Annotated in this window: 13 protein-coding genes; 6 read left to right on the plus strand and 7 right to left on the minus strand. The window is 66.8% G+C overall.

Annotated features, from left to right (window positions below):
- Position 1 precedes the first annotated feature (1 nt).
- On the minus strand, positions 2-649 hold the full coding sequence (locus E6A26_RS12460; protein WP_136611516.1) for a TetR/AcrR family transcriptional regulator: 648 nt from the start codon (positions 647-649) through the stop codon (positions 2-4).
- Positions 650-726: 77 nt separating this feature from the next.
- On the opposite strand from E6A26_RS12460, the gene E6A26_RS12465 reads away from it, so the two are divergent.
- Positions 727-1,779, plus strand: a complete 1,053-nt coding sequence (locus E6A26_RS12465) for an NAD(P)-dependent alcohol dehydrogenase (RefSeq protein ID WP_211129106.1) — start codon at positions 727-729, stop codon at positions 1,777-1,779.
- Between the two features lie 204 nt (positions 1,780-1,983).
- Here E6A26_RS12465 and E6A26_RS12470 read toward each other — a convergent pair whose 3' ends face one another.
- The gene (locus E6A26_RS12470; RefSeq protein ID WP_136611517.1) at positions 1,984-2,382 is read right to left on the minus strand and encodes a hypothetical protein; all 399 of its coding nucleotides are present in this window, start codon (positions 2,380-2,382) and stop codon (positions 1,984-1,986) included.
- Between the two features lie 136 nt (positions 2,383-2,518).
- On the opposite strand from E6A26_RS12470, the gene E6A26_RS12475 reads away from it, so the two are divergent.
- Entirely contained in the window at positions 2,519-2,995 is a 477-nt protein-coding gene (locus tag E6A26_RS12475) for a hypothetical protein (RefSeq protein WP_136611518.1), read from the plus strand.
- A gap of 408 nt (positions 2,996-3,403) precedes the next feature.
- Here E6A26_RS12475 and E6A26_RS12480 read toward each other — a convergent pair whose 3' ends face one another.
- From E6A26_RS12480 to E6A26_RS12490, 3 genes are all read right to left on the minus strand, one after another.
- Positions 3,404-4,390, minus strand: coding sequence for a hypothetical protein (locus tag E6A26_RS12480; protein WP_136611519.1), 987 nt, complete (start codon positions 4,388-4,390; stop codon positions 3,404-3,406).
- Between the two features lie 173 nt (positions 4,391-4,563).
- On the minus strand, positions 4,564-5,145 hold the full coding sequence (locus E6A26_RS12485; RefSeq protein WP_136611520.1) for an AAA family ATPase: 582 nt from the start codon (positions 5,143-5,145) through the stop codon (positions 4,564-4,566).
- A gap of 101 nt (positions 5,146-5,246) precedes the next feature.
- Complete coding sequence (locus tag E6A26_RS12490) at positions 5,247-5,993, minus strand: nucleoside phosphorylase (RefSeq protein ID WP_136611521.1); 747 nt, start codon at positions 5,991-5,993, stop codon at positions 5,247-5,249.
- Between the two features lie 427 nt (positions 5,994-6,420).
- Between E6A26_RS12490 and E6A26_RS12495 the strand changes: the two genes are divergently transcribed.
- A complete protein-coding gene (locus tag E6A26_RS12495) occupies positions 6,421-7,449 on the plus strand; it encodes a fatty acid desaturase family protein (RefSeq protein ID WP_234865445.1) in 1,029 nt (342 codons plus the stop codon).
- A 153-nt stretch (positions 7,450-7,602) separates the two neighbouring features.
- On the plus strand, positions 7,603-7,812 hold the full coding sequence (locus tag E6A26_RS12500) for a cold-shock protein (protein WP_136611522.1): 210 nt from the start codon (positions 7,603-7,605) through the stop codon (positions 7,810-7,812).
- Between the two features lie 150 nt (positions 7,813-7,962).
- Here the strand turns inward: E6A26_RS12500 and E6A26_RS12505 are convergent, their stop codons facing one another.
- The gene (locus E6A26_RS12505; protein ID WP_136611523.1) at positions 7,963-8,976 is read right to left on the minus strand and encodes an iron ABC transporter substrate-binding protein; all 1,014 of its coding nucleotides are present in this window, start codon (positions 8,974-8,976) and stop codon (positions 7,963-7,965) included.
- Positions 8,977-9,550: 574 nt separating this feature from the next.
- Between E6A26_RS12505 and E6A26_RS12510 the strand changes: the two genes are divergently transcribed.
- Both E6A26_RS12510 and E6A26_RS12515 read left to right on the plus strand, forming a co-directional pair.
- Positions 9,551-10,000 (plus strand): ArsR/SmtB family transcription factor, encoded by a 450-nt coding sequence (locus E6A26_RS12510; protein ID WP_211129110.1) that lies wholly within the window; start codon positions 9,551-9,553, stop codon positions 9,998-10,000.
- Positions 9,997-11,085: a cation diffusion facilitator family transporter gene (locus E6A26_RS12515; RefSeq protein ID WP_136611524.1), complete on the plus strand. Its 1,089-nt coding sequence runs from the start codon at positions 9,997-9,999 to the stop codon at positions 11,083-11,085. Before E6A26_RS12510 ends, E6A26_RS12515 begins: the two co-directional genes overlap by 4 nt.
- Before the next feature lie 40 nt (positions 11,086-11,125).
- Here the strand turns inward: E6A26_RS12515 and E6A26_RS12520 are convergent, their stop codons facing one another.
- Complete coding sequence (locus tag E6A26_RS12520) at positions 11,126-12,592, minus strand: GAF domain-containing serine/threonine-protein kinase (protein ID WP_136611525.1); 1,467 nt, start codon at positions 12,590-12,592, stop codon at positions 11,126-11,128.
- Positions 12,593-12,848: the final 256 nt, after the last annotated feature.

Genomic DNA, 12,848 nt, shown 5'->3' on the forward strand with positions numbered 1-12,848 from the left:
CCTAGGCTCGCAGCGAGGCCACGGCATCGAGGACGAGATCGAGCCCGATTCCGAACTCGTCGGCGAAGTCGTAGCCGCCGGACGCGACGACCTCGCGCATGAATTCCTCGAGGTGCGGGAACCCCTCGGCGGCCTGGGCCTCGAGCATCGAGGAGGCCATCGCCGGCGCGGATTCGGCGTCGAACGGCAGGGCCTGTTCCTGGACGACGAATCCGTACACGAACGCATCGAGGAGCGCGTAGGCGTGGCCCGCTGCGCGCACACTGAAGCCCGCGCCGCGGAGGTAGCCCAGGACGGCGTCGTGGTGACGGAGGTTTGCGAGGCCTGGCGTCGACCGGGATTCGAGGAGCGGGAGAGCCCACGGGTGGCGGTGCAGCGCCGCCCGCTGCGATCGGGCGCGGTTCCCCAGGCCCGAGCGCCAGCCGCCCGAGGGGAGCTCGATCTCGGCGAACACGGAATCGACCATCTCGTCGAGCAGCGACGTCTTGTTCGGCACGTGGTGATAGAGGGACATGGCCTCGACGCCGAGGGTCTCGCCGAGCCGGCGCATGCTGAGCTTCTCGATCCCTCCGGAGTCAGCGAGGGAGACGGCCTGCGCGACGATCTCGCTGCGGTTCAGGTTGGTGCTGCGTCGCGCGCTGCCTGCCATCGATTCCACCCCTTGACTCGCTTACGCCGTAAGGCTACCGTTCCTTACATCGTAAGGTTCGTATTTCGGAGGCAACCATGTCGCGCGATTCCAGCACCTCATATCCCCTCGCGACGGCCCAGGGGAGCGCGCCGATCCCGGAGCGCATGGCCGCCGTCGTCCAGGAACGCTACGGCGACGGGCTCGCCTCGGTGCTCGCCCTCGGCGACGCGCCGGTGCCCATGCCCGGCCGGGGCGAGGTCCTCGTGCGGGTGGACGCGGCCGGCGTCGATCGCGGGGTCTGGCACCTCGCCACAGGGAAGCCGTACGCCATCCGCCTCGCGAGCGGCTTCTCCCGGCCGCGCTCGACCGTGCCGGGGCTGGACCTCGCGGGCACGGTCGCCGCGGTCGGCGAGGGGGTCGACGGCCTCGCCGTGGGCGAAGCCGTCTTCGGCACGGGCGTGGGGACCTACGCGGAGTACGCGCTGGCGAAGGCCGGCATGGTCGCCCGGCGGCCGGCCCATATCGACGTCGCGGCCGCCGCGGCGCTGCCGGTGTCCGGGTGCACGGCACGTCAGGCCGTGGTCGACCATGCGCGCGTTGCGTCCGGTGAGCGGATCCTCGTGATCGGTGCATCCGGCGGAGTCGGTTCCTACGCGGTCCAGCTCGCGGCCGCGGCGGGAGCCGTGGTGACGGGCGTCGCGAGTGGAGCGAAGCGCGACTTCGTCCTGGGGCTCGGCGCCCGCGCGGTCATCGACTACCGCCGCGAGGGCATCGACTCCCTCGGAGCGGGCTACGACGTGGTCCTCGACCTCGCCGGCAACCGGCCCCTCGCAATCCTCCGCGGCGTGCTGGCTCCGCGGGGGCGGCTCGTGATCGTGGGCGGCGAGCAGGGCGGACCTCTGACTGGTGGGCTCGATCGGCAGCTGCGGGCGCAACTCCTCGCTCCGTTCGTAGGGCAGCGGCTGGGCGGGATGTTCGGCCGCACTGCGCGCGCAGATCTCGAGGCGCTCGCAGCCGCAGTTGGCCGCGGCAGTCTGCGGCCCGCCGTGACGCAGACCTACCCGCTTGCCCGAGCGGGCGCCGCGCTCGACGACCTCGCCGCCGGACGCGTGAGCGGCAAGGCCGTGATTCTGGTGCGCGAGGGCTGATCCGCCCGGCTTGATTCGGGATCAGTCCTGGGTGCTGTGCCGGCCGCTGGGAGGTTGCGCTCGTCGTGCGCTCATCGTGCACCCCATCGCGCGGGGTAACGCCCCTCCGGTCGGCTCGGGACTGTTCGGGGACAGCGGAGTGCACCGTAGGGCGCGTGGGTCGGCCGGCTTACGGGCCCCTGCTCTCACTTGCCGAGACAGGACTCACTCGATGGGGAGACCAGCCCAATTGTGCGGAGTCCAATCCACCGCATAGCCGCATTCCTCCAGGAATAGAAGGAGGGGTTCGGGACGGTTGGGCGACCAGAACGTCCACCACACACTCGGATCGGTGGTGACGATTTCGACGTCCCAAGCTATCAATGGGAAGAAATTTGGTCGCCTCTTTGCGAAGACCTCCTTGACCTGCTCGCGCGGGATCGCCCAGGGTCCGCGGCTGAAGAGGCGCGCCAGCCCGCGCGCACGGAACTCGACTTGTTTCGTGGTCACCACAAGGCGGATCCAAGGCGGGCCCGCCTTGACCTTGTAGTTGCTGTAGGCACCGCCGATGAACTCCTGTTTCAGCGCTTCACCGCTAACGCCGCCACCATCGGCCTTCCCCATGGAGGGAGTCTATGGCGTGCAATGTCCGCTGAGATATCGCCTTGCGGACACGCCAGAAGTACCTGTGAGCTGAGCTGCTCGGAAAGCCCAGATACGAGAGCCTCAGAGACCAAGTTTGGCTGACAATCGAGCAGGAATGGTGAAAAATCAGTGCTCGACGGTCGACGATTTCGTTGACGATGTGCTGGGAATCTGGATGGGGACCGACCGGGTGCGTGGAATATCTGACTCTGAAGGGCTTGAAACTCTTCGATTCGCAAGGCGAGCGGAGCGAATGGCAGGATTGCTCATCTGGGTTGGTGTGGTGTTTGTTGCGACGGCCTGCGGCAGCTACGTCGACGGTGACCAATGGGCGGGCGTCACGATCACAAACAACACGAGCAGCGAAGTCACGCTCGACCTTCACGAAGCCCGGCATCTGGCTCCGGGGAACAGCACCCTGCTTGCTGTTGATTCGAATAGCAATCCTCAGCAACTCCGCGTTCGCGGCGAGGACGGCGCCGCTCTGGGGTGTCTTGTCTTTCGGTTTCGCACAAGATCGGCTGAGAAGTTCTCCGTGAATACAAGTGACATCACTACGTGTGACGAGAGCCTTCGCCTCATGTCTGGATGATTGCACGTTGAGTGGTTCTAGCGGGTTGACTGGGTCCAGCGAGAGTGAGCCGGGCTGGGGCGGGGCGGGTCTACCGCTCGGTTGTTCGCACGTTCTGGGCAGCGGGTTTCGACAAACTCGCCCTCTACGGCCGTCCGTTGATGGACCGACCGACGGTCCGGCTGGACCCTCCTTTTCGCCGCCTCCGCCCGGCTCGGCTCGAACGGGTTGAGGCGTGGGCAGAAAGGTCGTCGCGCGGTCGCAGGAGACCGTCGACGACAACTCCTTGGGCGGCAACGATGAATGATCAAGGTCGGGCTTCGCGCGGGTCTCGACCGCCGAGCAGGACCTGACCGCCCAGCGCGACGCGCTCGCGAACTATGGCTTGCGGCTCCCCATGGCCTTCGCACACTGCGGCTGGCCCGCGGTTTAATCCTCGTACTCGAAGCGTGTCTGCTTGCCGGCCTCGCTGGCCGGCGACCATTCCGCTGCCTGGCGGAAACTCGTCACTCGGGTCCGGTCCGACGGGCCTTCGTACTTCCGGCCTTCGAGCTGCTCGGCATGCGTCCACCGTGGCTGGTAGAACGCGATCTGTAGCGCGTGCAGGAGCTCTGCCCTGCGCCGGTCGGCCGGGAGGGCGAGTTTCCCGTCGGGCGAGAAGACCTGGCCTTCCCTGTCGACGTGCTCTATCGCGCGGCCGTCCTCACCGTGCACGGACACTCCCATGAGCTGGGCGTAACCCCTGACGTCGTCTTTGGTTTCCAGGTAGCCGACCACTGCTTCGGGCTGCCGCGCGAGAACGTCACGGGCGAACAGGGCAGCGAGGCACCGCATGGCGGCCATGCGGCTGTCGTTGGCCTTCAGCTTGGCCTCGTCCGCCAGAGCCTGGAGCGCGGCGTCGTCCAGGCGTTCCTGGTCTGGCTGCAGATCCGGGAACCCGTCTGCCCGTGTCCATCCAAAGCCGAAGTTGACCGTGTCCTGGCCCAGCCAGGCGTGCCCGCCCGGCCGCTGGCTCGTGACTTTCGGCCAATCGATCTTGTACAGCCAGTCCTCGGCCCAGTACTTCAGAGCATCGGTGATGGCCCATGCCCTGCTGAACAGCCAACTGTCGTGGTCGCGGCTCTCATGCTCGAACTGATGCGCCGCCACAAGGATCGTCACGTAGTGCTGACCACCCAGCGGGGCGACGTGGATTTCATCCACCGGTGTCCATTGGTACTCGATGGGCTCGGTAGGTTCTTCGCCCAGATTGAACGAGAGCCGGTTGGCCAGGATGAGCTCCCGGCCCAGCTTGCTCGCTTCGGTCCGGATCTGCTCGTTTCCGGCCTCGTAGCTGGCAAGGTCTCTTGTGAACAAACGATAGGCCGCGGTGACAAGCAGGTCGACGGTGTCGTCCTGGACTTCGTATCCCCCCATTGGTTCCCCTTCTTCGATGGACCGACGGCCGTCCCGGCTGCTCGAAGCCTAAGGGGCTGGGCTGATCCATGGCCAGAGTGCTGGTCTCCCGCCCCCGTGTGGGGCGCCCGTAAGCCGGCCGGCTTACGGGCGCGCCAGATTTTTCAGACGTTGTGCGAGGGGTGAGGGATCCCTCAGGGGGACGATCGGTATATGAACTGCCCGTTGGACGCCAAGGTTGCGATCTGGTTCGCCGTCCCCTCGGGGTCCGTTTTGGGCGAGATGAAACGATGGCGGTCCTCGATGCTCGATTGGTCGAAATCGCGCCACATGTGCTCTGCGGCCTCGAGGTCGGTGAAGCCGTGGTTCGTGCGTGTCTTCACCCGAGCGATACAGGTACCGAGCGGTGGCAGAAGGATCACATAATGCAGTTCCTCAAGCCCCGTGTGCTCGAGGAAGGTCTTGATGAACCACGGCCCGACAACACCGTCGTAGACGACATCGCAGTGTCTGGCCAACCGTCCGGCGGTCTGGGCGGCGGCTTCGATGACCGCCGTGTTCTGAGCGTGCGCCTCAGGCAGCCAAGGCGGGATGAAGCCCTGTCGAAGGAAGCCGAAGAAGCGATCGCCTTCGACGAGGGCGCTTGTATCAAAGTGGTCAGCCAACAGAGTCGCCACGGTTGATTTGCCAGACCCGGGCGGACCTGTGACGACGAGGATCCCGTTCAGAACGTCATCCTTCCATAGGCCTTCAGACCACTGTTCGAGCTGATCCACACGATCATGGACCGAACTCTAGTGCCAGAGGACTCCTTGAAGTCGCGCCCGTAGGTCGACCCCTCACTGGACGACTAAGCGAGGGAAGTGGCCCGGTTCGACTACTGCATGCGCGGTCCGATCGCCGCTTCGAGGAGCTGCCCGCGTCTGGAGGACGTGGTCCATGCCCGCTCGGACCAGGATTCCCCGTGGAGTGCGTCACCGCTGTAGAGCACGTGCGCGAACCTGACGCCGCGGAACTGGCACACGGCTGCCAGCGATGCCGCTTCCATCTCGACCGCGGCGCATCCTTCCGCTCGACGACGTTCGACCCGTGCGCGGGTCTCTCGGAAATCGGCATCCGTGGTCCAGGTGACGCCCACGCGGGCGGAGATCCCGTGCTCGCCAAGCGCCCTGACAATTCGCTGTACTTCGTCGGGATCGAAGTCGACGCGGCGGCCAGGCGGAAGGTAGTGGAATGAGGTTCCCTCGTCGCGGACCGCTGATTCCACGACGATAACGTCGTCCCGGCTGAATTCCTCCGCGAGGGCTCCGGCCCCGCCGATGGCGAGAACAGATCTGACGCCGCTTGCGATCGCCTGCTCAAGGCAATGGGCACTCAGCGGCCCGCCCACGCCGGGGTGGAACACCGCGACCCTGTGGTCAGGAGTCGCGAAGATGCCGGCTCCGCCGATCTCGTCACTGAATTTCCCGATCTGGACGAGCCGACCTTGTTCGCGTAGTTCTTCGATCGCCTCACGGAAGAAGCACAGGACCGCCGTATCCGGAAAGCCTCCGTCGACAGCGATCGGCCTCGGCCGGAGCACGGAGTCGTCGCTGTCGTCGAACTCCTCGAGCGGAATGGTCACATGAGCACACTAACCGTCACAACACGCCGGTCCGGAGGCAGGTGGTCCCGAACCAAGCCGGGCAGGTTACACCGGTCCTGAATCAAGGCGCCATAGTCAGACGACGGCGAGGCCCCCGCCCGGGCGAGCCCCGCCGTCGTCCGTCGGTCGTGCCCCGAGCGTCGGGGAAGCCGAGCCCCTGAGGCGGGGAACCGAAGCGTGGCGGCGGCTCCCGCTTCCGCCCGCTCTGGATCGCTTTCGGACGCCGGACCGCGTACGATCGTGAGAAGCGATCGGCGTCCGCCTTTGGCTTTCATGGTCTGCCGAGCCGCCTACAGGTGTGAGGGCAGCCGATCGAACGGTCGTCCTCATCGCATTTGCTTCCGGCTCTACCGTCCATTCTGGCCTCCAACACGAAGCCTCCACGGATGCCGGGTCCTTCCCGCCGCTGACTCGGGCATATCTCCAGGTCTCGCAAGTAGCGCGCGAAGCAGGACTGCTGCGGCGCACGCCTGTGTTCTACTCGATTTTCGGCGCAGCCCTTGCAACCGTGCTGGCCGGCCTCCTCGCGGGTTCCATCCTGCTGGGTGAGAGCTGGTTCCAGCTGCTGGTCGCCGCGGCCCTCGGCATCGTGCTCACCCAGGTCGCGTTTTTTGCGCACGAGGCAGCGCACAGACAGGTGCTGTCAACGGGCCCGGCCAATGACCGGCTCGCTCGAATCCTTGCGGCCGTGGTGGGGATCAGCTATTCGTGGTGGGATTCGAAGCACAGCCGCCACCATGGCAACCCGAATCGGATCGGGCGCGATCCGGACATCGAGGTAGACACGGTCTCCTTCCTCCCAGAGGACGCTGCGAAGGCCAAGGGCCTGCGCCGCTTGATCACCCGCCGCCAGGGCTGGCTGTTCTTCCCGCTGCTGACCCTCGAAGGCCTGAACCTGCACATCCTGAGCTTCCGGCACCTGTTCTCGCGCGCACCGATCAAGGGCAGGTGGGCAGAGCTTGCCCTGCTGGGGGCGCGCTTCTGCCTGGTCCTCATTCCCCTGTTCTGGCTGCTGCCGGTGGGGATGGCGTCGGCGTTCCTGGGGGTTCAGCTGGCGGTGTTCGGCCTGTACATGGGCGCCACGTTTGCCCCGAACCACAAGGGCATGCCCGTGATCGCCCGCGACGCGAAGCTGGACTTCTTCTCCAAGCAGGTGCGCACCTCGCGCAACATCTCCGGCGGCTGGTGGGCGAGCTGGCTCATGGGCGGTCTGAACTACCAGATCGAGCACCATCTCTTCCCCAGCATGCCCCGACCCCATCTCGCCACGGCTCGCGGGATCGTCCGCGAGCACTGTCGTGCCTTGGGTGTCCCCTACACCGAGACCACGCTGTGGCGCTCGTACGGGACGGTGATTTCCTACCTGAACAGGGTCGGCCTCGCGGCCCGGGACCCGTTCGAGTGCCCCGTGACCGCCGCCTACCGACGCACCTAGCCCGACCTGGCCCAGAGAGACTCGGCACCTACGCCGCTCGGGCCGACAAGGCATCCCCAATGGGGCACTGCCGCCGCAGATCTCCATGACCGAACCGGCATGGACGAACCGGCCCGCTTCCGCGGTCCGGCAGAACAAGAAGAGGAATACATCATGGCTACAACCGGCATCGTCAAGTGGTTCAACTCCGAGAAGGGCTTCGGCTTCATCAGCCCGGACGACGGATCGGCGGACGTCTTCGCCCACTTCAGCGCGATCGAAGGCACTGGCTACCGTGGCCTCGAAGACGGCCAGAAGGTCGAGTTCGAATCCCAGAACGGGCCCAAGGGTGCCCAGGCTGCGAAGATCCGGGTGCTTTCCTGACTCGAACCGGACGGGGCGACTAGCCCCGCCGGCCGCCGGAGCAGGAGCCCTGCGCTCGTCTCCGGCCTCGCCACGCGGCGACAGGCTTGCCTACAAGGCTCAGCCTGTCCCCGCACGGCTGCGGACCTCGCCCCCGGGGAAAGGCTGGCCTCAGAGCAGGCCAGCCTTCGTCATGAGGTCGTTGACCTGGGGGCCATTGAGGGTCCCCGGATCGATCGTCGGCGCCTGGAGCTCCGTGAGGGGGACGAGCTTCGGATTGGCCGGGACGCCGGAGCCGACGGTGTACTCGAACGACTTGCCGTTCTCGAGCACCTCCTGACCGGACTTCGACGTGACGAACGCGATGAACTTCTGGGCCTGCGACTGGTGCTTGCTCGAGGCGAGGACCGCGCCGCCCGAAACGCTCACGAACGCGCCCGGATCCTGGTTCTTGAAGTAGTGGAGGGCCACGTTGTTGCTGTTCTCGCCAGTGTCCGCCTGGTCGACGAACGAGTAGTAGTGGTAGAGGATCCCGGCCTCGATGTCCCCCTTGTTGACGGCCGCGAGCACAGGCGTGTCGTCCTGGTAGGCGTGGGCGTTGTCCTTGATGCCCTTGAGCCACGCGAGCGTCGCATCGCTGCCCTTGAGCTGGTACATGGCGCTCACGATGGCCTGGAAATCGGCCCCGCCCGTGGACGCGCCGATCTTGTCCTTCCACGTCGGGTCGGAGAGGTCCATAAGCGACTTCGGCATCTGGGCCTCGGTGAGCTTGGTCTTGTTGTAGGCGAGGACGGTCGAGCGGGCCGCAATGCCTGTCCAGTCCCCGGCCGCGGGGCGGTACTTCGCGGGCACCTGGTCGAGGGTCGACTGGTCGAGCTTGGCGAGCAAGTGGGCGTTCTCGACCTGATCCATCGCCGGCGAGTTCTCGGTCAGGAAGACGTCCGCGGGTGAGGCCTTGCCCTCCTGGATGATCTGGTTGGCCATCTCCGGGTCTTCTCCGTTGCGGAGATTGACCTTGATCCCAGTCTCTTTGGTGAACTCCGCGACCCAGGCCGAGGTGAGCTCTTCGTGCTGGGCGTTGTAGACGGTGATCGAGGCCCCGGCATCGCCCGAGCCTGACGGGGATCCGGTCGACGTACCGGAGCATCCGGCCAGCATGAGCGCTGCCATGGCTCCCGCGCTCATGACGCTCGTTGATTTCCAGCGGTGCATGGGTGGGCCTTTCGGGGGGAGGTCGGGGGGACCGGGTGGTGGAACTCTCGCCTGTTAGGCAAGCCTTACCCGGCAAGAGGAACGTACACCGGGAACCCGACTTTCGGGAAATTAGCGCACGTTCACCTTACGTAATGCAGCGCTTGTGGTTGAGCGGTGGGAAAGACGTCGCCTGTGGTTGAGCGGTGGGAAAGGCAGTCGCCTGTAGTTGAGCGGTCGGGCGGGCCAATGGAGGCGCGGGCGCCCGGCACGCGCGGTGCCGGGCGCCCTCCCGTTCCCCGGGGAAATGCCCTTTTGTCCTAGATGCTCTGCCCAGTATCTAGGGGGTTTTGGGCCGATCCGGGGCGGGTCCGGTGGGCCGTGAGCCGTAAGTCCGCTGTGAGCAGCCTACGGCCAGCGGCCCCGAACCGGGCAGCGCCGAAGCTGCTCGAAGTGCCGGGACGATGCTTTGGGTGGTGCCCGGGACAGGTGCTCGGGATGGCGCCCGGGATGTCGGGATGGAGTCTGGCCTTTGCCGCATGGGTGGTCGAATGCTATAAATCCGCATATGCATGCAGATAAGCAGATATGCGGACGCAATCCCGATTCGCAGTACGTGGATCTTGCGGTCGAGGTCTTCTCGATGCTCGCGGATGCGACCCGTGTGCGGATCATCCTCGCCTTGAGCAACCACAGCGAGCTGTCCGTGAACCATCTGGCAGACGTCGTGGGCAAGGCTCCGGCCGCAGTGTCCCAGCATCTCGCGAAGCTGCGCCTCGCGCGGATCGTTACGGCGCGCCAGGACGGCACGCGCGCCTTCTACACCCTTGCGGACGAGCATGCCTCCCGGCTGGTCACCGAGGCGATCTTCCAGGCCGAGCATTCGCTCGGCGGCGTCCCCCGGCACCACCACGCGGTGGCAGACCCGACGGCCGCCGAGCCGGTCGCAGCCGGCGAACCTCACGTGGCGGTCGGGGCCAGCGAACCTCGCGAGCCGGTCGAGGAGGCGCGGGCATGACGGCGCATGGCCACCACCACGAGGGATCGCCGGTGCATGAGCACGAGCAGGTCCCAGACCACGGCCATTCGCATGACGATGGCCATCCGCACGACCACGGCCATTCGCATGACCTGGACCACCATCCGCACGATCACGATCACGACCACGGGACCGGCGTGTTCGGCGTGCTCAAGGAATTCTTCGTTCCGCACACCCACGACGCGGCCGATTCGATCGACGACGCACTCGAGGCGAGCCACGAGGGCGTCCGGGCCCTCAAGATCAGCCTCTTTGCCCTGCTCGGCACTACGGTGCTGCAGTTCGTCGTCGTCCTCTTCAGCGGATCGGTGGCCCTTCTCGCGGACACGGTCCACAACTTCTCCGACGCCCTCACGGCCGTGCCGCTCTGGGTGGCCTTCATCCTCGCGAGGCGGCCGGCGACCAAGCGCTACACGTACGGCTACGGGCGCGCCGAGGATCTCGCGGGGCTGTTCATCATCGCGGTCGTCGCGCTCTCGGCGATCGTCGCCGCGTGGCAGTCGATCGGCCGCCTCGTCCACCCGCAGCCACTCGAGAATCTGTGGTGGGTGGTCGTGGCCGGCCTCATCGGCTTCGCAGGCAACGAGGCCGTCGCGGTGTACCGGATCAGGGTGGGCCGTCGCATTGGCTCCGCGGCGCTCGTGGCCGACGGCGTCCACGCCCGGACGGACGGCTTCACGTCGCTCGCCGTCGTGGTGGGCGCCTTCGGCGTCATGCTCGGCTTCCCGCTCGCGGACCCGATCGTCGGCCTGCTCATCAGCATCGCGATCATCGTGCTCCTGATCGGCACGGTCAAGAGCCTGGGACGCCGGCTCCTCGATGGGATCGAGCCAGACCTCGTGCACCGCGGCGAGCACGCGCTCGAGGCGACTCCCGGCGTGCTCGGCGTCGAGCGGCTTCAGCTCCGGTGGATCGGGCACCGGCTGCACGGGACCGCCGTCGTCCGGGTGGCGTCGAGCGCCACGATGGGCGAGGCGGATGCCATCCGCAGCGAGGCACGTCGCCGGCTCAACCGCGCGCTGCCGAACGTCGAGGACGTGACGATCGCCGTCGGCGCCGGGTAGCGCCCCGCCCAGAAGGAGCCCCGCGGAAAGGGCTGCCGGCCTACATCGCCAGCGGGAGGCTCCGGAGCTGGACCGTCACTGGGGACTGGGCTGTCGCTGGGGACTGGAGTGGCACCGGGGACTGGGTCTCAGCCGCCGGCGCTGCCCCGAGGCTGGCCCGGTGGAGGTTGAGTTCGTCCATGACGATTCCGGCGAGCTCGCGCAGGATCTTGGCCTGGGCGGCCGTGAGGGTGCGCGGTGTCTGGTCGAGGACCGACAGCGTGCCGATATTCGCCCCTGAAGGCGACTTGAGCGGCATGGCGGCGTAGAACTTGATGCCAGGCGCTCCCGTGACCAAGGGGTTGGTGGAGGCGCTGAGGTCCGCTGCGGCGTCCGGGATGACCCAGAGATCGTCCTGGAGGATGGCCGAGGCGCACAGCCCCGGATCCCTCCCGACTTCGCTCGCGTCGATGCCGTGGCTCGAGAGGAACCAGATCCTCTCGATGTCCACGATGCTCACCGTGGACATGGGCGCCTCGAGAAGGTGGGCCGCGAGGCGCGTGATGCGGTCGAACGCGTTGTCCGGGGGCGTGTCGAGGATGCCGTAGCTGCGGACCTCCGCCATCCGCTCTTCTTCCTGCGCCGCCTCTCGACGCGGAGAGAGTTCGGCGAGGGCGCCCAGCGCGGCGATCCGGTAGAGGCATTCGGCGGCCTCGCCTGCCGTGGGCCGACCCTCGGGGTCAATCTCGGTCATTCTGGCGATGAGCTCGCGCCACAGCGGATCGAGCGCCTCGTCGATCGGTGGCGCCTGCGTGAGCCGCCGGACCGCGCTTTCGAGCGGCGGCCCCGGGAACGCCAGCTCGCCCGTGAGGCACTGGAGCAGCACAAGCCCGAGCGAGTAGATGTCGCTCGCCGGCCCGATCGACTCGCCGCGGACCTGTTCGGGGCTCAAGTAGGCGGGCGTGCCCGATACAGCATCCTCGAGAGTCAGGGCCGAATCGGGAACCCAAGCGATGCCGAAGTCGGTGAGCTTGGCGTGAGACCGCGAGGCCTCGTTTCCGGCCTCCAGCAGCATGACGTTTGCGGGCTTCACGTCGCGGTGGACCACGCCGCGGCCGTGGATGTAGCTGAGGGCCTCGGCGAGGTCGTGGCCGATCTCCGCCACGGCCGGGGCCGGGAGCGGACCGCTCCGGAGCCGCCCACGGAGGTCCGGGCCGTCGATCAGCTCCATAACGAGGAACACGCGCGGCTCGCCGCTCGGGGTGCGCTCGGTCCCGGCGTCCAAGAGGGTGACGAGCCCCGGGTGGGTCAGCTGGGCGAGGAGTTTCACCTCGGTGTCGCTTCGCCGGAGCTCGGCGTCGTCCGCCGCCGCTGTTTGGGTCAGCTTGACGGCGACCTCCCGATCGAGGGGCTCATCGAGGGCGCGGTACACCACCGCCGTGGAGCCGCGCCCGATGATCTCCTTGAGCCGGTATCGGCCCCCTACCAATTCCCCGCCACTGCTTTGGCCCCACAGCTGACCTGGCATCCGAACCTGCTTTCGGCCCATGAACGGACGGCAGAGGAAGCCAGAGCGGCAGCCAATCAAGCCCGATTGAGAGTTAACTACCCTCTACGCGGGGGCGCGAAACCACCGGATTTTGGCCTCTGGAAGCCTAGGTGGGCGGGTGATCTTCACATTCGCACATATATTCGCCACTTTACATGTCAATTTACATGTCCAATGATTGGAACTGCGCAGTCGACAGGCCATGCTGGAGCGCCGGCACGGGCGGTAGCGCGAA

This window comes from Sinomonas albida (assembly GCF_004919045.1).
GTDB lineage: Bacteria > Actinomycetota > Actinomycetes > Actinomycetales > Micrococcaceae > Sinomonas > Sinomonas albida.